Here is a 25102-nt window from a genome sequence, read left to right on the forward strand (position 1 = left end):
TCTCCTGTAATCCCTTCAAATCGGTCAATCTCCGCGTCTTTTGAATTCCCTGAAAGTTGCTAAACTTAAGCTAAATAACTATACCCTCTCTAGAGAAATAATTAACATATCCTATGCAAGAAAGTTTAGGTAGCTAATAGCATATGTTTTATTGAAAGGGTGTGTTTGAATTATGGAAAGGCCGAATTGGGGAATTGGAGGATTAGTATTCGTTGGCTGCATGTTTCTTGGTGGAGGAGTGGGATCTATGTTAGGAAGTACTCAAACTGGATGGCTAATAGGAATGGGTACTGGATTTCTTGGGATGGCTTTAACGAGACTGATTAGAAAGTAATATAACGGGGATTCTTCTTCCGGTAAATAATGAAATATGTATGTAAGTAATTAATGCCATAAGAACTCTATAAATTATAGTTAGAAGCTTCTCTTTTGTATTTGTCTTTTCTGATTTTTTCCATACATAGATATGATTCTCAAGTCAGAGGATGGCACCTTAGGGTGTTTTTTTATGCCCTCTAAAAATGTCTTAACATATAATAGCCGAGTTTTACCTTCAGTCGCCCAGCAAGCATAAAAGGAAAAACACCTCATAAAGTGAAAGTTTAATCAGTGGGGTGTTTATCCCTCACTGATTATTAGCCCTCACCAATCGGGCTGTTACGGGCAGCCCGACCCCCACCTAACTTCTTTGTTTTCACTAAATTTTGAGGTGGGAGCGTTACGGCCCGTTACTGCGGGATAAAATAAAAATTCTGCACCATTTAAACTCTGGTAACAATACAAATGATCAAGAATAATTGAGCTAATAGATTTCGTTAGATTCCCATCATCTTTTTTATAATAGCATAGATTCATTACCGTTTCAGACCTATGTATTCATTCATAACCTAACAGTGAAAGGGGTGATGATGAAAGGTATGGCGAGTAATGAGGAATCAATTTGTCAACAGTTTGCAAGAATTATCGGCGGACAAGAAGGATTCGTCGGTGGAAAATGTGTGGCTGCCTGTAGATATCAAATTTTATAAAATGTTATAAGAACATCATAAAAAGAAAGAGGATGAAGCGCTAAAAATTACTGTGGTCATATTAAGCGGGGAGATCTACGGAACTTCTGTAGAATGGAGAAGAAATAGTCAGCAGAAATCACACCGGAGGAATGTATGGAATAGATTTTGACTTTGAAAACAATAGGTAATTCATTTGACAATTAAAATGACCTAATTTAATATATATGTCATAGCATATAAATAGTGAAACAAATACATTCACTGTGAATAATTGACTGGTATGCTATATCCTTTTATATCTTAATTTATAGAGGTGATCCATGAACTTACATGATTTAATAGGCTATCTTGTTCATCGTACTGATGTGAAAATGACTAATTATTTTACTAAGAAATTAAAGCCTTATGGAGTTACACCAGAGCAGTGGGGAATTATTAGTGTTCTTTGTAGCCAAAGGGGCACTACTCAAAAAGAGTTAGCAGAAGCTATTGATAAAGATCAAACTACTGTCGTAAGAATGATACAGTCAATGGAGAGAAAAGGGATTGTAAAGAAGGCTTTGAATGACCAAGATAGGCGTTCACATAACCTTTTTTTAACTGAAAAAGGTGACGAGTTAAAGAAAACCATCTTGCCTGTAGTGAAAGACGCTCACCATTTCGTTACGAGTAATTTGAGCAAGGAAGAGATTAAAGTATTACAATCATTATTAAACAAATTGTATGATACACGCTATTAATACTTGTTCCTTATTAATACTATGCTATTCATAAGGAACAAACTTTGTTTTATGTATTATATATGCTATAGCATATAATTTCGTTTGTTTAGAGGAATGGTGGAGATGGTTTTATTCTTTATGATATTTGATTCAGGATCACTTTTTTGCCTAGTACCAGTCAAATTTATGTATTATATATGCTATGGCATGTAATTTCCATCTCTTTAATATTGAAAAGGATAATGTAAATTGAAGCGACTTCAATAGGGTCAATCTCAGGAAATAGGGTATAGGTAGTGACTACTACCTGAACAATACTGAGTTTTTATCAAATAATAAGAAAGGTGTGATTACTATTTTAATTTTCATCAATATTGTAAAAGTTTTGTTGTTTGTGTTCTTTTTAATGACAGGTACGAAAATTATATCTGGGAAAATGGCAGAGGAGTTCAAACGATTTGGTTTACCTTCGTTTTTTAATTTCTTAACTGGAGCTTTTGAGATTGTAGGAGCAATTGGAATGTTGATAGGAATTTGGAATCCAATAGTAGCTTTATTAGCAGGATTGTTGTTAGGTGGTACGATGCTTGCAGCTGCATTAACTCTTATTGTATTAGCGAGAGATCCTTTTAAGAAAGCAATACCTGCGCTTGTTTTGTTTGTCCTTAGTGTAGGGGTAAGTTGTTATCATATTTTTTAAACATAACCGAAAGCTGTTAAACTGTTTGCGTTCAAGTTACTACCGTTTTGTGATTATTTTACAAATAGGGGGATTCTCAAATTAGTGCTGGAATAATAATAGCAATACGAATTTAGACATTACGATTATTCGGATCATAATCAGTAAAAGAATGGCAAGAATTTTATATTAAAAATAGGAGTGAGTGAAAATGGCATATTTATTACAAGTTGATTTTTCGTTTGAAGGTCCTTTTGGTGAAGAAATGGAAAAAGCATTTTGGGATTTAGCAAATAGTATTAACGAAGAAGAAGGATTCCACTGGAAAATATGGACTGAGAATGAAGAAACAAAAGAAGCTGGAGGCATTTATGTATTTGGGGAAAAACAAGATGCTGAAAAATACGCTGAAATGCACAAGAACAGACTTGAAGCAGTTGGTGTTAAAGATATTAGAGTAAGAATTTTTAACATCAATGAAAAGTTAACGGAACTGAATCGTGGGTATATTAAATAATTTCGACAATCGGAGCAAGCGTAAAAGGAGGGGGATAATCCCCTCTTTTTTAAATTCTTAAATTGATGGTGAGGGGATTTGTGTATCGGTATATTGTTCCTTGGAAAAGGATGTATGAAGTGTAATATATGAGAGTTCTTACATTTGTGAAATTGACGTGAAAGTACTGTGGGGGAATTTTACTCTCGCTCATCAATATGGTCCAAGATGAAAGGAAAGAAATTAACTTATTTCTTTTTATTTCTATAACGAAATATAATTAGTAAATCAAAAATGATGATAATAATTAGAAGTAACAAGTGTATAAGTGCATCAGTTTTTCCGTTTAGTAAAGACTTTACAAAGAAATCCCATTCTGTTTCATAGGGAGGCTCTACCCAATTTCGTTGCAGTCCTAACACCATTCCATTTATGAAATAGACAATGCTTAATAGGATTCTTCCAAGAAATAAGGCAGTTGCTTTTATAGTCCACTTCTTTATCTTTATTATAAAAAGGGTTGGAAATAGTATAAGCACCCAAAAAATAAGAATGTAAACAGCATTGATCATTCTCTATACTCCTAACAAAACGATTTTTTCTTAATCTTGGTGAATTTTCAGGGTGAAAGTTAATGGTGTTCAAACCGTTTCTGCACTTGGGAAAAAAGGAGACAGAATTCCGGCTCCTTTTCCTTTTCTATCTCTCCGTCTCAAAAAACTCAATCCACTCCCCATCAGGGCCAGCGAAGAATATGTAACGTGTTCCATCTGGTAATGTTTCGATTTCTTCTCCTAGTAAAAATGTTACGCCGTGTTTTTGAATTCTTTCAATTTCATCTTCTAATGAATCCACTTTAAAGCAAATATGATGTACTTTTCCTTCTGCTGGAAGAGAAGAGTTATAACCTTCGATGAGTTCCAGTATCGTTTCCTTCGATTCTTCCACACCTAAAAAGGCGAGTTTTAAATCTGGATTCGGGTGCCCCATACGTTTAATGAGCTGTAAGCCGACTACTTTTTCATAAAAAGTAATAGATGTTTCTAAGTTTGCAACCATAAGTCCAACGTGTTCTATTCTTCTAACTGGCATGTAGATTCCTTCTTTCTGAAAATTTTATATGTAAAATGATATTGAAAATTAAGAAAATAAGCAAGATAAAAACCTTACAAATTTTAGCGTGTTATATGGTATAGTGAGAAAGTATGTTTGGGGAGAAGGAAGGAGATTATACGATGAATACACCTACTCAAACTCCTTCATTATCGGAAACGATGAAAGAGTGGCATTATGCATTAGCATATGAAATTAAACATTGGAAAACGATAGGTGGTAGTAAAATTTCTATCATGAACGGTCGTTTTTTATATACAGATTATGAAAATACAGTGTATGTATTTCAGCTTATTTCGGAAGTAAGCTTACCTGAAGGTTCACCAATTCGAATTGAGTTCGATGGTGAGGAAGCGACAGGGGAAGTATTATCTGTACATGGATTAGAAATAGAACTGAAATTAAATGATTATATACAAGGTGAAATAAGAGAAGCGGTTTTATATAGTGAACCGTGGCAATTGTTAGAGCAACTGCAAGAGAGATTGAAAGAAGCGCGAAAAGATAAACTGAAACGTAATCGTATAAAGCGTCTTGTCGATGGGACGAGTAGTCCCAAGCATATTGAAAAGATGAAAAATACGAAAAATGAATTGGCGTATCGTTCATTTTACAATCCGACAACGTACGTATGGGGACCGCCTGGAACAGGGAAGTCGTACAATTTATCACGTATTATTTCGGCTCATTACCAAAAAGGAAAATCGGTACTTGTGTTAGCTCATAGTAATGCGGCAGTGGACGTATTAATGAGTGAAGTAACGAAGCAAATTGAAAAGAAAAAGAAATGGACGCCTGGCGAAATTGTTCGTTACGGTTATAGTCAACATGAACATATACGAAATCATGAAACGTTACTTGCGTCGAAGTTAGTTGAAACGACGAACGGATCATGGGGTGAGGAAAGACTCTACTTAGAAGAAACACGCCAAGACCTTCGTGAAAAGATTTTATCGTATAAAGCAACATCTGCTGATAAGAAGCGTATACAAGAAATTGAAAGTGATCTTCGAAAGCAAAAAGCGAAAATTAAAGAAGTAGAAAAAGAATATATTGAAAATGCGAAAGTAATTGGTGCGACTTTATCAAAATGTGCCATTGATTCACTTATTTATGAGCGTACATTTGATTTAGTTGTCGTAGATGAAGTGAGTATGGCGTTCGTTCCGCAAATCGCATTAGCTGCTTCACTTGGAAAACGTATCGTCGTTTGTGGGGACTTTTTACAGTTACCTCCGATTGCGATGGCGAACCATGAACTCGTTCGCAAATGGCTCGGCGAAGATATGTTTTATCATGCCGGCATTGTTGATTCTGTAAATAAATCAGAAGCACATCCCAACCTTTTTATGTTGCAGGAACAAAGACGTATGCATGCGGACATATCGAAGTTTACGAATTCATTTATTTATAAAAATAGAGTATACGATCATCCGTCTGTTTCAGAGCGTAAAGAACTTGCACAGTTACAGCCGTTCGCAAATGAGGCGAGTGTTTTATTTGATACGAGTTTAATGGGAGCATTTTCGTTAAAAGATGCTGCTTCGGGTTCTCGTTTTAATATTATGTCTGGTTTAGTAGCGATGCAAATGATGTTAATCGGACTGCTAGATGGTGTGCAATCTATCGGTGTGGTTACGCCTTACAGGGCGCAGTCACGCTTTTTATCAACGTGTATTAGGGAAATGTTGCAGAGAACGAAATATCAAAACATACCAGTATTAGCGGCGACAGTTCATAAGTTTCAAGGTTCTGAAAGAGATATGATGATCTTTGATACAGTTGATAGTTATCCACAAGAACGACCTGGTGTGTTATTCTTTGACCATAAAAACCATCGCCTCGTCAATGTAGCAGTAACGAGAGCGAGAGGGAAGTTCATTCAATTATCGGATTGCCATTATATGCGTAAAAATCTTTCGAGAAAACAAGCGTTATCACAATTAACAGCTCATATAGAACGTCACGGGGATGTGTATGATCGCACGACATCCAGACAATTATGGGAGCGGAAAATATCGAAACGATTACGCTGGTTTATGGAAATGAATCTGGAGGAAACGAAAGGGCTATTAAAAGATATTTTAGCCGCAAAACGAAAAATCATTATTTCACTTCCAAGTACGAAGCAAGTAGATAAACGAGTATGGCAAGCGTTAATGCGTACAAATGCACAAATAACGGTTTATAGTGATGGACCAGTTCCATTAAAAAACGTAAAGTTACAAAGACAAAATAAAGCATTCCCATTTGTATTAATCGATGATGAAATCTTTTGGGCAGGGGCACCACTCACATCTCAAATGATGTTTGAAGGTAGTACGGAATTTCCGTACATATGTGCAAGACTACAAGCACCTGAGACAATTGGTGTATTAAAAGGATTTTTAGATATTCGGTAAATTCGGATAGGAATTCCTTGACTTTTGCTTGGAATGAACTTAGAATGAAAATAATTTAATACAATTTTATGAAAATTCTTATCACGAGAGGTTGAGGGACTGGCCCTATGACACCTCGGCAGCGGATTCTTTACGAATACTGTGCCAATTCCAGCAAGGTAACTTGAAAGATAAGAAAGAAGCTCATTTTGACTGTATATACAGAAGCCTCTTTCTATCTTTTAGAAAGAGGCTTTTTTACGTGAAAATAAAAGGAGGAAGAAAAATGGGAGCGACAGGAGTAACGTCACAAAGAAAAACAATTGAAGAGAGCATAGAAAGAAATAAGGAAAAGTACATAAAAACAAGTCATGATATTCATACGAATCCAGAGATTGGTAATCAAGAATTTTATGCATCAAGAACGTTAAGTTTATTACTAGGTAGTGCTGGTTTTCAGCTGCAGCATAATATAGCTGGGCATGAAACAGGTTTTATCGCACGAAAAAGTTCAGGAAAACAAGGACCAGTTATCGCATTTTTAGCGGAATATGATGCTTTACCAGGACTCGGTCATGCGTGTGGTCATAATTTAATTGGCACAATTAGCGTTGCAGCAGCAATCGCATTATCAGAAACGCTTGAAGAAATCGGCGGAGAAGTTGTCGTGTTTGGAACACCAGCAGAAGAGGGCGGGCCTAATGGTAGCGCAAAGTCGAGTTATGTAAAAGCTGGGTTATTTAAAAACATTGATGCGGCGCTTATGATTCATCCGAGCGGAAAGACAGCGACGACGAGCCCTTCACTAGCAGTCGATCCACTTGATTTTCATTTTTACGGAAAAACAGCTCATGCCGCAGCTTCACCTGAAGAAGGGATTAACGCATTAGATGCGGTGATTCAGCTATACAACAGTATTAATGCGCTTCGCCAACAACTTCCCTCAGACGTGAAAATTCATGGCGTCATTACAGAAGGCGGAAAAGCACCTAACATTATTCCTGACTACGCCGCAGCAAGGTTCTTCATCCGTGCAGCTACGCGAAAAAGATGTGCGGAAGTAACAGAAAAAGTAAGAAATATAGCACAAGGAGCAGCGTTAGCAACAGGTGCAAAAGTAAAAATTCATCAATTCCAAAATGAAATCGATGAACTACTCGTAACAAAAACATATAACGACATCGTAGCGGAAGAACTAGAACTACTAGGTGAAGAAGTAAATCGTAAAGAAAGAATCGGCATCGGCTCAACCGACGCCGGAAACGTCAGCCAAGTCGTACCGACCATTCACCCGTACATTAAAATAGGTCCAGATGACTTAATTGCGCATACGAATGAATTTAGAGAAGCAGCCCGTTCAGAATTAGGAGACAAAGCGTTAATTACATCGGCAAAAGCATTAGCAAATACGGCGTATCGATTAATTACGGAAGAAGGGTTGTTAGAGAAGGTGAAGGAAGAGTTTAGAGAGGCGCAGAGGAATCAGGGATAAGGGCATTAAGGTGCTCTTTTTGAATAGCAATCTAATTAATAAGTAGAGATATCAAAAAAGAACATTGAAATATCAATGTTCTTTTTTGTTTACTAATCATTGATTTTGTTGGTTTTTCTCATAAAGGAAAAACTTTTACTGTTAGCAGGAGATAATACGTATCCCTTTATCAGAACGACAATTTCTCCTCAAACTCACTCTTTAAAACAATTAAAGGAGATGATAATCCGAATTGCATTAACGAGTCTAAAAATGTAGCGAGAGAATCCATCGAATCGCTCATGACCTTCATCATATAATTAAATTCCCCGCTAATTCGGTATAAATCTGTTACTTCAGGAGCGGCATTACAATATTGGATAAAATCAGAGCATTGGCTCGTTTTAAACATGATGAATGCTTGAATGTTTTTATTAATTTTGGAAGGCTCAAATTTTGTTCGGTAAGCTGCGATAACTCCTTGATCTTCAAGTTTATTCATACGTTCCTTTACAGCAGGCTGCGTCATGGATATAATCCGTCCTATTTCTGAAACAGAAATTCTTGCATTTTCATACAACAAGTTCATAATTTTATGGTCAATTTCATCCAATTTTACTGCGTTTTGCATTGTGTAGCCTCCTTATTTTGTTTTTTAAGTGAATCACAAATTATAACTATAATATCATAAGTGAATGAACTAAATTACCTATAAATCTATATTTAAAATGATTGGTGTTTGCATGAAAATATAAGTATAGGTTTTTATCAAACGGAAATTTAGGAAGGATGGAAAAAATGAAGAATCTTGATGGGAAAGTAGCGTTAGTAACAGGAGCGAGTCGCGGCATTGGCCGTGCCATTGCAATGAGATTGGCGAAAGATGGTGCATTAGTTGCGATTCACTACGGCCGAAATAAAACAGCTGCAGATGAAACGATTAGTGAGATTGAATCTAATGGAGGAAAAGCGTTCTTAATTGAAGCTGAGCTCAATTCAATGGATGGTGTCAAAAAGCTAGTAGAACAATTAAAAAATGAATTACAAATAAGAGTTGGTACATCAGAGATTGATATTTTAGTAAACAATGCAGGGATAGGTACACAAGGAACGATTGAAAATACGACAGAAGAATTTTTTGATGAAATTATGGCCGTAAATATTAAGGCGCCATTCTTTTTAATTCAGCAAACATTACCATTACTACGAGCAGAAGGGCGAATTATCAACATTTCATCAGCTGAAGTACGACTTGGTTTTACAGGCTCAATTGCATACGGTTTAAGTAAAGGTGCACTCAATACGATGACACTGCCTCTTGCTAAACATCTTGGAGAAAGAGGTATAACAGTGAATACAATTATGCCTGGATATACGAAAACAGATATGAATGCGAAATTGCTAGATGATCCTGAAATACGAAGTTTTGCTACAAACTCATCTGTGTTCGGACGAATAGGGCAAGTTGAAGATATTGCAGATGCAGTAGCATTCCTTGCTTCTGCTGATAGCCGCTGGGTAACGGGGCAAATTTTAGATGTTTCTGGAGGGTTTTGTTTATAGGGGCACTACTCCATACCCATCAAGCTAATCAAGTAAATTACTAGTTATGAAACGATCCTTGTTTCATAACTAGTAATTTATAGAAAGGTAGGCATGCTAAAGAAGCCTATTAAAACGTGATTTTTTCGCTAGGCAACTTGAATAAGGGGGCTATTTTTAATTATTCGTAATCTAAAATAATCAAATTTTATTTTACAGTAACAATAAAACACAAAATATTGACCGATAGGTACAAAAAAGAGTATTCTATTCATGTTATCTTTAAAATGAGAGGAGGATACGATTGAATAAACGCGGCAGACCTCGAGAGTTTGATTATTCCTCAATTGTAGATGTTGCAATGAAAACATTTTGGTTAAGAGGATATGAAGGGTGTTCTACACAAGATTTATGCAGTGATACAGGACTTGGAAAAGGAAGTTTATACAATACTTTCGGTAGTAAACATGAACTGTATAAACAAGTATTAGAGCGCTACCATGAAATTGGGATTAGGGAACAGAGGAAATTGTTAGATACTCCAATTCCAGTTAAAGAACGATTAAGTAATTTTTTTGAATGGGCATTGAAAGAAGACTTTGAGAATATTGATCAAAAAGGATGTTTATTGATTAATGCCAGTATAGAACGTGCTAAAAACGATTTAATGGTACAAGAAATTTTCTCGAAGCATGTTGAACTTCTTAAACAAGCTATTGAAACAGTGATGGAGGAAGGATTGCAAACAGGTGAAATTTCAAAGAAGCAATCAGCTGAGGAATTAGCTAGTCTGCTTTTAAGCAGTTATTATGGATTCCGTGTTCTTAATGTATCGATGCAAAATCGGATGTTGTCTGAACAAGTTATCAAAGGAACAGTAGAGTCTATTTGTGGCGCTTAGTGCGCTCTTTTTTTGCACTATTTTTGTACCAATCATTACAATAATGAATAAGGAGTGTTTTTATGCCATCGATTATTTACTTATTAGCTTTAGCAATCTTTTGTATGACTACATCAGAATTTATGGTTGCAGGTATGATGAATGAACTTGCTCTTGCATTCCAGGTTTCTGTATCATCTATTGGGTATTTAATTTCAGCTTATGCAGGAGCAATGGTAATAGGAGGCCCCATTTTAACTGCAATCCTCTTACGGATGCGCAGCAAACAAGCATTATTGTTTTTAATGTTCATATTTTTAATTGGTCAATCGCTCGGAGCTATTGCTTGGAACTATAATATTATGATGACTTCACGTATTATAACTGGTATTGCTTCAGCTTCAGCTTTTGGAGTTGCGATTTCCTTTTCTGCAACATTGGTTCACTCTGATTCAAGGGGAAAAGCTGCATCAATTGTACTTGCAGGTTTAATGTTCGCAACTGTATTAGGTTTACCTATAACAACCGTTATTTCGCAATATTTTGGCTGGCGTATTAGTTTTGGGGCAGTTTCGGTTCTTGTGCTAGTATCAGGGATTATGATTCAACGGTTGTTACCATCATCTTCAAATAAAGAGCAATTAAATTGGAAAGACGAACTTCTGCGATTTAAGAATATTCATCTTTGGGCAGCGTACGTAACAAGTATGTTCATTATTGGCGGTACGTTTGCAGCATTTAGTTATTTCACTCCGATCTTTACAAATGTCACAGGCTTTTCAAGTGCAAGTATTCCATATTTACTTGCTCTCTATGGTAGTGCGACGGTAATTGGGAATATAATAATTGGCAAGTTTGCTGATAAATTTACAATGAAAATACTTATGGGTGGATTAATTATATTAATCATAGCGTTGTCTTTATTTGCTTTAAGTGCAGAGAATAAATACATTGCAGTTATTTCTACGATTTTTATTGGTTTAACTGGTGTAGCATTGAATCCAGCTATGGTTGCGAGGGTGATGAAAACAGCTAGTAATGGAATAATGATAAATACCGTTCATAGTTCTTTTATTACGCTAGGTATTGTTATTGGTTCGTCACTAGGTGGTCTTGGGATCAGTAAAGGATATGGTTTTGTATCTCCGCTATGGATTGGAGCTTGTTTAGCTATCCTTGGGGTAATTTCGTTATTCCCATATTTACATAAAGGAAAGGCAGATTAAGATGTTTAAAATTTCTTTATATGGGGGAGCACCACATTACTAGCTTGGTAGTATCACACATCCATCAACTTAAAGGACTATTTTTGAACTTGATTTTTATGAAATATGCACCCGAAAATTTATAGTAATAATTCTAATGTTACCTCTCTAGTTAGTAGGATATTTTTTCTTAATATATGCATACTAAACATACTATAAAAAGTACATAGAAAGTGAGAGAATCATGGCTAAATTTTTGAGGCGTTTAAAATATAGAGATAATTCTAAGTCATTTCCAATACGAGACAATACTCATTTTCAGGAAAAAAATATTGAAGACGCCCTCTTAGACGCTGATTTAACCAAAAACATAGCTGATATTCAGAATATATTTCGTCAAGCGCCTGATTTAGTAATTCGGCGGTTTCAAATAACAGTAGATGGATTAGAAGCAGCTTTAGTATATTTGTCTGGATTAACAGATAAAGAATTGATTCAGAATCATGTCCTAAGTCCTTTGATGAATAGTGATTTTGATACCAATACAGAACTTCCAATTCCATTAGGACAAATTAAAATTATTAATACATTGAGTCAGATTGAAAATGCTATTTATGGGGGAGATAGTGTTTTATTAATCCACAGTCGAACAACAGCACATCAATTGGATACAAAAGGATGGCCACAAAGAAGTGTTGAAGATGCACATAACGAAATAGCTCTAAAGGGTGCACATCAAGCATTCATAGAAACTGGAAGTCAAAATATCGCAATGATTCGAAGATATATTCCTCATCGTGAATTAGCGATAAAAGAAATAGTAATTGGTGTACGAAGCAAAACCAAAATTTCTATTTTATATTTGAAAGATGTAGCTTCTGAAGATGTGCTGAAGGAATTAGAAATACGAATTCAAAATATTACAATCGACGCTGTGACTAGTAATGGCGAACTTATAGAATTCATTGAAGATCACCCTTACTCGCCGTTTCCGCAATTTATATTAACTGAAAGACCTGATTTGGCTGTATCTCACATTTTACAGGGCAGATTTGTAACTGTAATGGATCATTCACCTAATGTATTAATTACTCCAACAAATTTTATTTCCTTTTTTCAAGGAGTTGATGATTACGGTACAAGGTGGTTAGTTGCTTCGTCTATTCGGTTGCTTCGTTTTATCGCCTTTATGGTTGCTTTATTTCTGCCGGCGAGTTATGTTGCGTTTATTTCCTTTAATTTTGAAGTTATTCCTGTAGAGCTATATTTATCTATTGCTGAATCAAGAACGCGTGTACCCTTTTCTCCAGTTATGGAAGCATTACTTATGGAAATAACATTGGAAACGATGAGAGAAGGGGCTTTACGGATACCTACTCCGATTGGTCAGACAGTTGGAATTGTAGGTGGTATTGTCATTGGTCAGGCGGCTGTTCAGGCGGGAATTGTAAGCAATATTATGATTATTGTTGTCGCTGTTACCGCCATCTCTTCTTTTGTTATTCCTAACTATGATATGGGAGCGGCAGTAAGACTTTTACGTTTTCCAATGATGCTAGCAGCTGCCTTATTTGGAATTGTAGGACTTGTTATCGGGTGGATGACTTTAATTGGGCATCTAAGTAGTCTTAAATCGCTAGGTACTTCTTACGGAACACCATTAGCACCCTTTCGTTTTGCAGATATGAAAGATGCTTTTGTACGCTTTCCTTTATGGACAATAAGAAGGCGTCCTAAGGGGAATGGAACCATTCAATCTATTCGACAAGGAAAGAATCGTAATAAAAGGTGAAATTATGAAAAAGTATGCTTATAATGAAATCTCTCTTATGCAGTATATTGTTTTAATCAATGGAATGCAGGTGGCCACTGGCGTTTTATCGCTTCCCCGTGTGCTTGCAGAAAAAGCCGGAACAGATGGATGGATAGCTATATTGATTGGTTGGATATTCTCCACAATATCAGGTGTATTTATAGTCAAAACTGCTGCAAGATATCCCGAGGACACGATTTATGACATTCTTATACGATTGTTTGGAAAAATAGTAGGGAGAGCATTCGTTGTTATTTACATGATGTACTTCTCTTTTTATTCTTGTGTAGTTCTTGTGAATGCTATGCTTTATCTTAAGGGATGGCTTCTTCCAAAAACGCCTGACTATCTCGTTATCTTTTTGTTTTCGATTCCTACCTTTCTTGTCGCACGTAACGGCCCTCGTATTATAGGGCGGTACTCCGAACTTACTTTTTATACGATGCTTTGGATTCCGTTATTTTTCTTGATACCTCTTAAAGAGAACGGAAGTTGGATGCCATTCTTTCCACTCTTAAAAGATGGGTGGAAACCTATATTTACAGCTGTACCGACTACTATTTTTGCTTATTTAGGATTTGATATTGCGTTCTTTTTATATCCCTTTTTACAAAAAAAACAGTATGCAGTCCATGGAATGGTTATTGCAAATACTTTAACGATGTTATTTTATTTATTTGCTACTTTTGTTTGCTTTGCCTATTTTAGCCCTGATAGCATTACGCAATTTAACCAACCAGTACTAAATTTACTTAAAGTAATTGAGTTTCGTTTTTTAGAACGTTTTGACATGATTTTATTGGCTCTTTACTTACCAGTTGTTTCCACAGCATGGATTCCCACCATATATTGCGCTGTATTTTGTTCAAGCCAATTACTTGGAAAACAAAACCATAGCTCTCATGTAGTTATTCTCTTATTGCTCATTATCGGATTCATATTTTGGACTCATCCTAGTTGGAATGAAGCCGAAATTTGGCAACAGGTATTATCGAATGCTGGATTAGGATTAACCTATATATTACCTATCATTTTATGGCTGTACTGCTGTCTATATGAGAAGTTTCGCCAGGGGAGGATACATTGAAAAGAAAAGTACTGTGTTGTATTTTGTTATCGGTATTCATGATGACTGGATGCTTTGATCAAACAAATGTTGAAGACGTTTCTCTTACTCTTGTTCTTGGTATTGATTTAGATCGTAATGATAATTTATTAGTGTATATATCAAGCCCTGTTTTCAATAAAGAAGCAAAAGTAAAAGAAGAAACTACTGTTGTGAAATCTGCTACGGTTCGAAAATCTAGAGACCAATTTGATGCTACTGTTATGGCACTTACCTCGGGAAGCAAAACACAGGTTATTTTAGTTGGAAAACGGTTACTGAAACAAAAAAATTGGATGAAATATCTCGATCCATTTTACCGAGATCCCAAAAATACAGTTACCACAAGGGTTGTTGCTGTAGATGGACCTGTTTCGGACGTCATTTATTATAATCCAAAAGATAAGCCGCGTCTTCCTCTATATTTAACAAAACTGGTTGATACCGCCTCTTTAAGAAATATAACAGTAAAAACAAATCTTCAAGAACTACATGAACAAATAGCAGACAAAGGGTTAACAGCAAATATGACTGAGATGAAAAAAACGAAAAAAATATTTGTGACAGGTACAGCTTTGCTAGATGAAAAAGGACGGTATAAATTAACACTAAAATACGATGAAAATAAATTATTACGCATTCTGCAACAAAGAACTACAGGCGATTTTCCATTTACAATGGCAATTAAACTAAAGTCGAATAGCCAGGATAAAGATTGGATAAGTTTTACTGCATATAATATTAAAGTAAAGACAAAGGTAAGATATGATAATAAGTTTATATTTAATACAGATATAAAGATGAGGGTCGGCATTACAGAACGGCTTTTTTCGTTCAATACAAGAAAGGATGCAGCCAAATTACAAAAGGCGATCAAAACTAAGCTGGAAGCTGATTTCAAACAATTAATAAAGAAAATACAAACTGCCAATATTGATCCTATTGGGCTTGGGAGATATGCAAGAACTTACACATATCCAGAATGGAAAAAAGTCCAAAATAAATGGAATAACGAATTAGCAAAAGGCGATGTCAACGTCAAGGTTAACATTAAAATTTCCGGAATGGGTACGATTAAGTAACATGAATTCAACTGTGATTCGTACTAAGATTGCAAGTACTGTCTACTTTAGAAGGAGAAATGTCTTTAATAGGAGTACCGTCACATCGCTATGAACCTTAAATTTTATAGTACCCCCAGAACGAAATTTTGTGTTAACTTGTAACAAAAACGATCTTTTTTTCGTCTTAGGGGTATTTGCATTTCTTAGCTTGATGGTGATGTGACGGTACCCCAATCGTAATTTATATGAAAAGAACTCCTCAACAGATGAAAGAGTTCTTTTTTATTTTCACATTCATTTTTCATCTTTCATTGATCAATAGACATTCCAACAAATAACTCTAAAAAGAACATAAATTCGTAAATGATCAGAACAAACTTTCAAAAGATCCTTACGCAATTTATTACCATGCGTATTACTCAATAGGAAAAAATGCCTGCCACTCCCTGAGAAATGTAGAATCTGCAAAATTCATTCAACATTTCCAGGATGATGACAATGGATTATTTTTATAATTCTATTTTCTGGTCACCACGTTTCTCTAGGTTTTTAGCAGTTTTACTTTGGGCAACATCTTTTTGGTCTTTAAAGGTTCCCATGAGAAAATCATAGGCTGGATTCGTAACACCATACCAGTAATTTTCATTTTTGAAGTGATGCCATAAATGAACTTTTTTCATCCATCGCCCCCATGGTGATATTGGTTGAAGGGGGCGATGCGCGATATAATGCTTCCACTCATAAAATAATAAAAAGAGCATAATACCTGCAATAAATGCGTTTGTCATGAAAAAGCTGGATGAAAGAAAATAAAAAATCGCTCCTGAAATTGCAATGTTTGGCACACTATACCATAAGGGTAAAAATAATAAATGTAATTCATTCGGATTTGTATGATGGTCATAATGTAGGCGCTTAAGCGTTTTTAATAAAAATGCATTCTTTGGTGGCTTTAGATGAAAAATAAACCTGTGAGTAGCGTACTCAGCTAAGGAATACATAATCATTCCCAAAATAAAAGCACCCCAAATTCCGATAGAGGTTAAATGTAAAATCATAAATCCAAAGCTAGTGAGGAAAAGACAGCTCATAATCAAAATATCAGGATAGGAAAAATATTCTTTAAAATATTTTAGTTTCATTTATCACGCCTCCAGCTTTCTTTATTTTTTTTCTATCTTTCCAAAGAGCCAAGCTTTTCTCCAATGTTGTCTTACACAATCTTTCTGCTTCAATCGCATCTCCCTTTAATGCAGCTTTTAATAAGTCGTGATAATAGTTGAAGGATAACTCACGATGATCTTTTACAGAAAAATACCTTTTTGCCATATCTACATAAATGGAATCAAAGCTATTTAAAATGAGTAGAAAGATTGGATTGGCAGCAAGCCCAGCACACCTTTTTTGCAAATCCCAATCAAATGCTGCATAGCTTTCTGCACTATCTTCAAGTTGCTCAAGATTAGCAAGGAGAGCAACCACTTTAGGTTGATTAAACGTAACAGCATTACGAATATAAGTCGGAGTCAACGAACTTCTAAATTCTAATAAATACATAATAAATTCATCTGTAATGGTATGATGATTCTCAACAATATTAATAAGTGTCGTTAGATTACCATTGCTCCAATAATCATTAATAATCGATGGCATTCCTTTTCTTCCTGTTATCCATCCACTTCTTCCTAAACGTTGAAGCGCCTCACGAATAGTTGGGCGACCAACACCAAATTCTTTCGCAAGCTCTCTTTCCGGCGGTAAAGTGCTTCCTATAGAATAAACACCGGCCAATATGGATTTAATTAATTCGTTCACAATTTTATCTGAGGTGCGTTCCTTTTCTTTCAAGTCATCGTCTCCTTTATTTAATGGTAATACATGTTAAAGACATTGGTAATACCAAAATTATATAACGAATTTGAATTTTCTGTCAATGATAAAGGAGTGAATTTTTATAATTAGGATTGTCGAACTTTCTATATATTTCTATGAAAAGAATAGTTTATTTTCATTGCTTTCGCACTCAACTTCTTTAATTTCAAGAAAATTTATTTATCAATCCGCTATTTTAGAAAAAGGAAAAAACCATCACTATAGAACCAGGAGAAGATCCATTTTATTTATGATTAATGACAATGACAAGATAGAAAATTATGAACTGGAAGGAATATAAAGGAGATGAAAATGATTGTTCCTGCAGGACAATGCCTATCAAGTTGTAATTATTGAGGATGTTTTAAATAAAGCTGAATTAGAAAAGATTATACTTTCCATGCTAAATCAAAAAATAGGGTTCTTAAGATAAGTATCCTAAGAACCCTATTTTTTGAAAAGAACTTCTAAATTGGACTGAGGAAATTTAGGATTCCTAAAATAACTAAGATCTAATTAACCATAGAAATATAAAATTTCCATTTTGGGCGTACTTCAGAGTATTAGCTTGATAGCGATGGGGGAGCACCACATCACCATCAAGCTAATACTTTCATATCCCCCTAAATTAAAATTTTCTTTCTCTACAGATAGCTATTCTGAGAAGCCGCTCATTTTTTCATTTTGGGGGCATTTCTTTTTCTTAAGTTGATGGGCATGTATGGCAACTTCTATTAGACGATAGTGAATTAACAATTTCGGGGTTTAGTTCAACTTTATTCAAAATAAGATTTTTTTGCAGTAAAATCAATGTTAGTGGAATTTTTTTATCAAATTTTTTTCTAAATTAACATAAATACTTGCAATGTTTAAATTAGTACTATATAGTTCTAGTTATGACAAAGGTAAAATTAATGAATCAAAAACGTGTGATTGAAGTAGCTGCAACATTATTTTTAGAAAAAGGGTTTGCTTATACAAGTATGGATGAATTAGTACGTGTAAGCAAAGTTTCAAAGTCTAATGTGTATTATCACTTTTCTAATAAGGAAGTATTATTAGAAGCGGTCGTTGATTATTGGATTGAAATGTATCAATCTGCAATTGATGACGTACTTTCTCAGAACCAATTTTTAGTTGAAAATCGTATCCAACTGTTTTTAAAGCAATTATCACAAGGAGTTCAGTCGAGAGAGTATAAGGGGAGCTGTCCATTTATTACTCTTTATATTCAAAGTCCTAAACAGGCCACGCAAATAAAAGAAAAAATAGGTCTTTTTTTTACAGGATTACAAAAGAAAGTTTCTCTATTACTTAAACAAGGGGTAGAGAATGGAGAATTCAGAAATACGATTAATATTGACGAGGTTGCATCCCTTTTTATTACAAATCTTGAAGGAGCGTTATTTATTTCAGAAACATTGAAGGATGCAACTGTAATCACGAAAACAGCATATCATTTTTTAAAATTGCTTCGATAAAAGAAGCATTTTTTTTACATCAAATTAGTACTAAGTAGTACTAAAAAGGGGATTTTATATGAGAACAGTATTTTTAACTGGTGGAACAGGCTTTATTGGAAAGCAATTAGTAAAAGAATTAGCCAAAGAGGATGTTAAAATTCTTCTTTTAGTAAGGTCGAAAAGTAAAGCAATACGCATTTTTCAAGAAAGAGGCATCTTAAAAAAGGCAGTTATGCACTTTATTGAAGGTGATTTGACGAAAATAGATTTAGGTCTAAGTGCTGAAGATAAGGAGAGGGTATTGAAAACGGATGTGATTATTCACGCAGGAGGCCCCATGGATATTCAAGCGACAAGTAAAGAGGCAGCTTCCGTATTTTTAAATGGCGCCAAACATATTAGTGAATTAGCTAAAAGCATTCATCAATTGAAGGGCTTGCAACAATTTATTCATATTGTAGGTTATATGAGTCCCTTTGATGATAAAAATAGCAAGATTGCAATTGATGTGTTTAAAGAAGGAAACAATTATTTGAAAATAAAAAATCCATATGAGAGAACAAAATTTTTAGCAGATCTTTATATCCGTCATCAGGCATCAGCAGTAGGTTATCCGCTTTCTGTAATTAATCCGCCAACTGTAGTCGGTAGTAGTAAAACAGGGAGTACAGAGCAGATAGCAGGATTAGGTTTGCTTGTGATGAGTATGCGAAGAGGGCTCATGCCAGTGATTCCTGGAGGTAAGGGATATAGGTTACCACTTATTTCAAACGATGAGCTTGCGAAGTTTATTGTGCAGGTTTTCAGATTGGAACAACCGACTATTCAAACATACACACTTGTTGAAGACAAACAGCACGATCAGAACATTGCTGAATTATTAAGTATTATGTCGGAAAGTATGAATATGAGGGCACCAAAAATATCTGTCCCAATGCCACTTATGAAAGCAATTATGAATAGTGGAGTAAGTAAAATAACAAAAATTCCTTCTGATGGACTGAATTTTATTACAAAACGAAAATTTTCAAATGTTTCAGCGAAAAAAATTATGGGAGGAGATTGGTTTAAGAAGACGAGTGTAATGAAATTTTTCCCTGCCGTAGTAGCTGATCTGGATTATCGAATGATGTATCAAAATGGCCAGCATAATCATTTATTTAAACGAACATTATGCGATAACAATACCCTTTACCAATTACAAGGAGAGGGTAAACCGTTTATTTTATTACATGGTTTATTGAGTGATGGAGAGGATTTATTTCCTTTAGCACAAGAGCTTCATGAAAAAACTGGTCAACCTGTATGGATCTTGGATCTTCCAGGTTTGGGACGTTCTCCTTTTAAACAAGAGAAAAATCTTCTAGATATCTATTTGAATGTAGTGAAAAAGTTATTGAAGAAAGCTACGAATGGTGCACATCTAATTGGCCATTCATTCGGTGCGTTTATTCTTCTGGAAGCATTGGTACAAGAGTACATAGATGAGAAGTATTCAATCACTTTACTTCAGCCACCTGTTGTTAAAAAAAATGCTAAATCGCTAAATGTTCCTCAATTTATGAACAAATGGACATTAAAATTGGCAACTACTAATTTGATAGGGCGTTATTTATTAAGTAATGGTTTGTTTGAAAGTATGGAGAGCATCCCTGAACATTATATTGAAAAAACAAGTAAAAGTTTTACTTCTCCTAGAATTTTAAATACGACGGTTCAGCTTAACAGCTTACTATTGAAAAACGATCAAGGTGATTTCAATGAAGTAACAAAGTATAATCTTCACATTATTTGGGGGGAGTATGACAGAGGCTATTCTGCTCCATCGCATCTTGGTAAGGTTGATTTTGTTCCATATGGCCATCATTTTCCTCTTAGCCATCCGAGTGAAACGGCAACATTAGTAATAAAAAATAGTAATACTAGCAGATGAGAGTGTGGGATAAATAAAAAGTGTGTAGTAAGATCGTTGTCTTTGAAATAAAATCGTACTGTTTCGGATCCCACCCCATCACCATCAAGTTAAAATTTTATAATGCTCCAAAACGAAAAATTTGAGTCTTTTATAGCAATGAAGTTCATTTTTTCGTTTTGGGGCAACCTGATTTGTTAGGTTGATGGACATGGGGTACCGCCAACAAGACACGAATTTTGCACGCTAAGCAAAAAAACAATAAGCTGCCCATATGGACAGCTTATTTACATAATTTTCGTTACCGGAAGTTGTTTTTACATTCCAGAAGTGTAGAGTGATAATAAAGTTGTTTAATTCGCTATAATAAAGCAAGAGCCTTACTACATATCAAATGTAATAAGGCTTTAAAAAAGTTGTTTAAAACTGAATTGATCTAAAAGAATATTGTTACTTAAAATGATAATAAAGTTGTTTAATTTTTTTCAACTAAAGCACCTGTTACTTTAAGTACAACATTTCACAATCTTACACATTGATGTTAATCACATTTCTTTCAGAAAGGGGAATTATAGGTTAATTTGCGCCCCTGTTAGATAATGGGGGCTGTTCATGTAGTCGTGGCTTCGCCACTCCTGCAAAGACGTTTCGTTTATATAAACGGCTATTCAACAAACTGGAATTTGGCGAACACGGATTATGCTTATACTATTCGCCTGTTCTTTTTGTCGTATATCACAACGGTTACAATTGAAACAAGAACAATCACAGCATTTGCGGCAATGGTTCCTGCCCAAGTCATAGTCATGGTGCCGAAGATGGGGGATGCCGCATTGAACATGGTGTGGAATAATACGCACATAAACACACGGCCTTTTCCTGATATTTTGTAGATTGCCCCGTTGAAAAACCGGAACGCAATGAGTTGAACTGCAAACATCCAAAAGTTAATGAGTCCCTCTCCGTGATTCGTCCCCGGAATGAAGAAGAGAGGGATATGCCATAAAATCCAAATGATTCCAACAAAAACAGAAGACAAGACAAAACCGTATTTTTTGTCAAGTTCAGGCTGCAATATGTACATCCAGCCAGCTTCCTCCAAGCCACCGATAATAAGATTACCAAGCAGGGAAAGGAAGAACGTATAAAATGGAAGCACCATTTCCGTGTGGCCTGAAACTGCAATATGTATCAAAAAATACAGTGCAAGTCCTGCAACAACGAACAAATAGAGAGATATGCTATTTTTGGCATAAAAAACAGTTCTCAACCATTCCTTGAAACCGGCTATTTTGTTATTTTTCTTCAGAACGATATATGAAGCAATAGCGGGCGACAAAATATAGATTGCAAAGGGGATATTCATCCCGAATTGCTGTAACGAGTAAACCCAATTGTGAACCGAATATCCGAATTGCCCAAGAGCAATCAAAGCACCTGACACAAGATAGGCTATGCAAAATGTCAGCATCGTAAATTGTACTGTGATTTTTTTGTCTGTCATGATTTCTTCACCTCACATTTTAAATGTATACATTAAATTTTAACGGATGGACGCTTTGACTTTTATCACCTAATGTTTGCTTTCTGCCAATTCAAAGTTGCGCTCCGCACAAAATATAAATAATCTCCATTACAAATTCTAATTTATCGACTTGTTTCTAAGCCCCAATTATGGCACTATTTCGTGGTACAGTTATTTTTCCGGTACTTCATTAGCTCATGCTTTATCAAGTAGTTAAGCATTACTTCCCAACTTATTAAACTAGACTGCTCCGTTAGCTCTATAGGGAATTAAACAACTTTATTATTTCTTAAAGGACTTTATTGTAAATTAAACTACTTTATTATCACTCTACAAGAAGACCCTGCTATGACAACAAATGTTGTCCAAATCAGCGTTATAGTGACTATGAGTAAATTAATAGACCTCAAAACATTACTCATTGTACCCCGCTGTATATTTTTGGTCTGTAAGAATACAAGAATAATTGATGTAATGGTACAGGCATATGTTAAGCCTACTCTACTCCAATCCAAAACCATGCGATACTGAATGTACCTACTACTCTTGTTTCATTTCGCTCCCAATACGCCATATCTTGAAATTTTAGGCTGAATATAAATCCAATAATTTCCATAATAAATGGAGCAATATTCCAAGCATTTATTCTCACCATAATCGAATCCCCTTCCATTACACAGCAAATCCCTCTCGTTTGGAGAAAGGGGTTATCGGTTCTTACAATTTGTTTTTTTTAAGTAAGTAAAGCCCCGTTAAATTGGCTCCGAATCCAATGATAATTGCAACAATAAAGATTTTCGAGGAAACAACATGATTCGGAATCAACTTAGCAGTATTTGCCACGATTATTGCGAGGGTTCCTAATGATAATAAACCAATGAGATAGGTCCAACCTGTTTTCTTTACCATGCTACATGCACCTCCATTTTCCTAATTATACCATTCGGAAGAGGTAATTTGTTGGGGGTATTTGTTTGTATATCCTATACATGCTCGGTTAACATAACGTCTCATTATCGGTAGCAAGTTTTTCATAGCATCCTTGTTTTTACTAAATTTTTTGTCTCTATGTCTATCTTTCTCTTATACAAGATTTTATACATCATTGATATAGCGGGGATTCTAGGGATCTTCGCTATTCCTTTTTGCATAAAATCTTGTATGAAAAAGTAGTTAGACTAGTGTGTTTTACTCCGGTTCATTTCAAAATATAATTGAAAATGCATCTTTAAATTAAAAAAAGAAGGTGTTACCTTTATATATTAATACCTTCGAAATATTGTATAACAGATAATTTTATGCATTATTGATTAGCATTGCTTATTGTGCTAACGAATCAGGATAGTGTGGCGACCGACTAAATAGTTGCTTATCCTCAATTATTAGAAGGGAAGTTCTATCATTTCGCGAATTGATTAGACATAGACGAGTGCTATAATTTTCTATATCTACATAAAGAGGTGACTACGCATGAATCAAAGACCGTCAGAAGAAGAATACGCCGGGAACTCCGGCGAGTATATCCGTTTGGTGCCGGACGGTAACATCATCGACATTCTGCTTGCCCAGGAAAAGCAAATGATTGAGCTACTGGCATCGTTGACCGAAAGCCAGGCCGCATATCGGTATGCGGAAGGAAAATGGACGCTGAAAGAAGTCGTGGGCCACATTGCAGACGCGGAACGCGTCATGACCTACCGCCTGCTCCGGTTCGCAAGAGGGGACCAGACGTCTCTGACTGGTTTCGATCAGGAATTGTTCATGCCTCCTTTCGGAAGTTGGACAACCGAGCAATTGGCCGAAGACTACCGGGCCGTACGGCAATCAACGATCACATTGCTGCGCGGGCTACCGGCGGAGGCGTGGAACCGAAAGGGCACAGCCAACAACCTAAGCATTACGGTGCGCGCCCTCGCGTATGGCATCGCAGGACACGAACTTCATCACATGGGGGTCATCCGAAATCAGTACTTGAGTTAATCGTTTGCTGAGGCCTTTGGAATGGAACTAACACCTCTCATACAACTTTTAGATACCGTTCTTATTGGGGTTCCGCCCCACAACCATCAACTTAAGGATTTAGACTATTTTTGAAATTAAAAGCACGTTACTATTCTCTTATGTTAATGAGAAAGGGTGACGTGCTTTTTATGAATACGTACAAAAAACAAGAGTTATCTTTATTTGCCGAAGAGTTATATTGATTTTTCACATTTTGGGGTATTTGTTTTTCTTAGATTGATGGTGATGGGGGAATACTCTATAATGGTCAAATTAAAATTTAAAACAGTTATAGAGACTCCATTGCCGGGAAATATTATAACTATTAAGTTGTAAAAAGAACTGTAGTTTTTCATTGTTGAAAAAGTTATGGTCTTTTTTTATTGTAACAAAGATAGGATGCGAGGAAGTTTTTTTATATATCAAAAAAACTTGATGAAATAGTTGCATATAAAACTCAGCTGCGTATATACTATAAATATCAAAAAAACTTGATGAAGGGAGAGGAACCTACAGTGGCACAGGATTTTAAGTTATATGAGAAAAAGTTTAAAGCGTTGGCTGATCAAAAGCGTTTAGAGATTATGTATGAACTTTGCCAGCGAGGGCAGACGTGTGTATGTGATTTAACAGAGATTTTTGAAATGACGCAATCTAAGTTGTCATATCATTTAAAGATTTTATTAGATGCAGGTTTAATTATAAAAGAAACAAAAGGCACGTGGAGTTATTATGATTTAAATGATGCGGAAGTAAATAATTTATTATCAGAAGAATTGTGCTGTATTTTTAGAAAAACAGGTAAAGGTAGCTGTTGTTAAAATTTTAAACTATTAATCAAAAAAAAT

General features: G+C 35.4%; 24 protein-coding genes, 1 pseudogene and 1 riboswitch. Of the genes and pseudogenes, 17 read left to right on the plus strand and 8 right to left on the minus strand.

Translation table 11 applies throughout. The features are described 5' to 3' along the window. The first annotated feature begins 172 nt into the window (after positions 1 to 172). From JDS81_RS06655 to JDS81_RS06675, 5 genes and pseudogenes are all read left to right on the plus strand, one after another. Positions 173 to 334, plus strand: coding sequence for a hypothetical protein (locus tag JDS81_RS06655; protein WP_000441014.1), 162 nt, complete (start codon positions 173 to 175; stop codon positions 332 to 334). Positions 335 to 878: 544 nt separating this feature from the next. Then, positions 879 to 1004: pseudogene (locus JDS81_RS06660) on the plus strand (DUF1259 domain-containing protein); the annotation flags it as partial. Positions 1005 to 1330: 326 nt separating this feature from the next. Beyond that, positions 1331 to 1750 carry a MarR family winged helix-turn-helix transcriptional regulator gene (locus JDS81_RS06665; RefSeq protein ID WP_097952191.1) on the plus strand — a complete coding sequence of 140 codons (420 nt, stop codon included), beginning with the start codon at positions 1331 to 1333 and terminating at the stop codon, positions 1748 to 1750. Positions 1751 to 2081: 331 nt separating this feature from the next. Then, positions 2082 to 2432, plus strand: a complete 351-nt coding sequence (locus JDS81_RS06670) for a DoxX family protein (RefSeq protein WP_097952227.1) — start codon at positions 2082 to 2084, stop codon at positions 2430 to 2432. Positions 2433 to 2622: 190 nt separating this feature from the next. Further along, positions 2623 to 2928 carry a monooxygenase gene (locus tag JDS81_RS06675; protein ID WP_097952189.1) on the plus strand — a complete coding sequence of 102 codons (306 nt, stop codon included), beginning with the start codon at positions 2623 to 2625 and terminating at the stop codon, positions 2926 to 2928. 227 nt (positions 2929 to 3155) lie between these two features. Here the strand turns inward: JDS81_RS06675 and JDS81_RS06680 are convergent, their stop codons facing one another. Both JDS81_RS06680 and JDS81_RS06685 read right to left on the minus strand, forming a co-directional pair. Further along, positions 3156 to 3479, minus strand: a complete 324-nt coding sequence (locus tag JDS81_RS06680) for a hypothetical protein (protein ID WP_097952187.1) — start codon at positions 3477 to 3479, stop codon at positions 3156 to 3158. Positions 3480 to 3606: 127 nt separating this feature from the next. Continuing rightward, positions 3607 to 3999: a VOC family protein gene (locus JDS81_RS06685; protein ID WP_001145291.1), complete on the minus strand. Its 393-nt coding sequence runs from the start codon at positions 3997 to 3999 to the stop codon at positions 3607 to 3609. Positions 4000 to 4112: 113 nt separating this feature from the next. Here JDS81_RS06685 and JDS81_RS06690 point away from each other — a divergent pair, with 113 nt between their 5' ends. Together JDS81_RS06690 and JDS81_RS06695 are read left to right on the plus strand one after the other, a co-directional pair. Continuing rightward, complete coding sequence (locus JDS81_RS06690; RefSeq protein WP_141499498.1) at positions 4113 to 6422, plus strand: AAA domain-containing protein; 2310 nt, start codon at positions 4113 to 4115, stop codon at positions 6420 to 6422. 75 nt (positions 6423 to 6497) lie between these two features. After that, a riboswitch (SAM riboswitch) is annotated at positions 6498 to 6599 on the plus strand. A gap of 88 nt (positions 6600 to 6687) precedes the next feature. Continuing rightward, positions 6688 to 7893, plus strand: coding sequence for a M20 family metallopeptidase (locus JDS81_RS06695; RefSeq protein ID WP_097952183.1), 1206 nt, complete (start codon positions 6688 to 6690; stop codon positions 7891 to 7893). A 169-nt stretch (positions 7894 to 8062) separates the two neighbouring features. Here the strand turns inward: JDS81_RS06695 and JDS81_RS06700 are convergent, their stop codons facing one another. Continuing rightward, on the minus strand, positions 8063 to 8503 hold the full coding sequence (locus tag JDS81_RS06700) for an Lrp/AsnC family transcriptional regulator (RefSeq protein ID WP_001178574.1): 441 nt from the start codon (positions 8501 to 8503) through the stop codon (positions 8063 to 8065). 167 nt (positions 8504 to 8670) lie between these two features. Between JDS81_RS06700 and JDS81_RS06705 the strand changes: the two genes are divergently transcribed. The 6 genes from JDS81_RS06705 to JDS81_RS06730 all read left to right on the plus strand — a co-directional run bounded on the left by JDS81_RS06705 (position 8671) and on the right by JDS81_RS06730 (position 15499). Beyond that, complete coding sequence (locus tag JDS81_RS06705) at positions 8671 to 9435, plus strand: SDR family oxidoreductase (RefSeq protein WP_141499499.1); 765 nt, start codon at positions 8671 to 8673, stop codon at positions 9433 to 9435. 283 nt (positions 9436 to 9718) lie between these two features. Continuing rightward, entirely contained in the window at positions 9719 to 10315 is a 597-nt protein-coding gene (locus JDS81_RS06710; RefSeq protein WP_097952179.1) for a TetR/AcrR family transcriptional regulator, read from the plus strand. A gap of 62 nt (positions 10316 to 10377) precedes the next feature. Further along, positions 10378 to 11520 carry an MFS transporter gene (locus JDS81_RS06715; protein WP_097952177.1) on the plus strand — a complete coding sequence of 381 codons (1143 nt, stop codon included), beginning with the start codon at positions 10378 to 10380 and terminating at the stop codon, positions 11518 to 11520. A gap of 223 nt (positions 11521 to 11743) precedes the next feature. Then, positions 11744 to 13291: a spore germination protein gene (locus tag JDS81_RS06720; protein ID WP_097952175.1), complete on the plus strand. Its 1548-nt coding sequence runs from the start codon at positions 11744 to 11746 to the stop codon at positions 13289 to 13291. 4 nt (positions 13292 to 13295) lie between these two features. Then, complete coding sequence (locus JDS81_RS06725) at positions 13296 to 14399, plus strand: GerAB/ArcD/ProY family transporter (RefSeq protein WP_179864492.1); 1104 nt, start codon at positions 13296 to 13298, stop codon at positions 14397 to 14399. Then, positions 14396 to 15499: a Ger(x)C family spore germination protein gene (locus tag JDS81_RS06730; protein ID WP_097952171.1), complete on the plus strand. Its 1104-nt coding sequence runs from the start codon at positions 14396 to 14398 to the stop codon at positions 15497 to 15499. Before JDS81_RS06725 ends, JDS81_RS06730 begins: the two co-directional genes overlap by 4 nt. Positions 15500 to 15990: 491 nt before the next feature. Here JDS81_RS06730 and JDS81_RS06735 read toward each other — a convergent pair whose 3' ends face one another. Next, positions 15991 to 16623, minus strand: coding sequence for a sterol desaturase family protein (locus JDS81_RS06735; protein WP_097952169.1), 633 nt, complete (start codon positions 16621 to 16623; stop codon positions 15991 to 15993). Next, positions 16604 to 17329: a GntR family transcriptional regulator gene (locus JDS81_RS06740; RefSeq protein ID WP_000659656.1), complete on the minus strand. Its 726-nt coding sequence runs from the start codon at positions 17327 to 17329 to the stop codon at positions 16604 to 16606. Before JDS81_RS06740 ends, JDS81_RS06735 begins: the two co-directional genes overlap by 20 nt. 938 nt (positions 17330 to 18267) lie before the next feature. Between JDS81_RS06740 and JDS81_RS06745 the strand changes: the two genes are divergently transcribed. Both JDS81_RS06745 and JDS81_RS06750 read left to right on the plus strand, forming a co-directional pair. Next, the gene (locus JDS81_RS06745; RefSeq protein WP_142312523.1) at positions 18268 to 18834 is read left to right on the plus strand and encodes a TetR/AcrR family transcriptional regulator; all 567 of its coding nucleotides are present in this window, start codon (positions 18268 to 18270) and stop codon (positions 18832 to 18834) included. A gap of 58 nt (positions 18835 to 18892) precedes the next feature. Beyond that, a complete protein-coding gene (locus JDS81_RS06750) occupies positions 18893 to 20749 on the plus strand; it encodes an alpha/beta fold hydrolase (protein ID WP_097952165.1) in 1857 nt (618 codons plus the stop codon). 682 nt (positions 20750 to 21431) lie between these two features. Here the strand turns inward: JDS81_RS06750 and JDS81_RS06755 are convergent. From JDS81_RS06755 to JDS81_RS06765, 3 genes are all read right to left on the minus strand, one after another. Then, positions 21432 to 22232: a CPBP family intramembrane glutamic endopeptidase gene (locus tag JDS81_RS06755; protein ID WP_097952163.1), complete on the minus strand. Its 801-nt coding sequence runs from the start codon at positions 22230 to 22232 to the stop codon at positions 21432 to 21434. A gap of 517 nt (positions 22233 to 22749) precedes the next feature. Beyond that, on the minus strand, positions 22750 to 22908 hold the full coding sequence (locus JDS81_RS06760) for a hypothetical protein (protein WP_179864491.1): 159 nt from the start codon (positions 22906 to 22908) through the stop codon (positions 22750 to 22752). Between the two features lie 62 nt (positions 22909 to 22970). Continuing rightward, the gene (locus JDS81_RS06765) at positions 22971 to 23162 is read right to left on the minus strand and encodes a hypothetical protein (RefSeq protein WP_097952161.1); all 192 of its coding nucleotides are present in this window, start codon (positions 23160 to 23162) and stop codon (positions 22971 to 22973) included. A 561-nt stretch (positions 23163 to 23723) separates the two neighbouring features. On the opposite strand from JDS81_RS06765, the gene JDS81_RS06770 reads away from it, so the two are divergent. Both JDS81_RS06770 and arsR read left to right on the plus strand, forming a co-directional pair. Then, positions 23724 to 24233 (plus strand): DinB family protein, encoded by a 510-nt coding sequence (locus JDS81_RS06770; protein ID WP_097952159.1) that lies wholly within the window; start codon positions 23724 to 23726, stop codon positions 24231 to 24233. Between the two features lie 515 nt (positions 24234 to 24748). Next, the gene (arsR, locus tag JDS81_RS06775) at positions 24749 to 25075 is read left to right on the plus strand and encodes an arsenical resistance operon transcriptional regulator ArsR (protein WP_176521132.1); all 327 of its coding nucleotides are present in this window, start codon (positions 24749 to 24751) and stop codon (positions 25073 to 25075) included. The last annotated feature ends 27 nt before the right edge of the window (positions 25076 to 25102 follow it).

The sequence above is a fragment of the Bacillus cereus group sp. N31 genome, assembly GCF_016483245.1.
In the GTDB taxonomy this organism is placed as follows: Bacteria; Bacillota; Bacilli; order Bacillales; family Bacillaceae_G; genus Bacillus_A; species Bacillus_A toyonensis.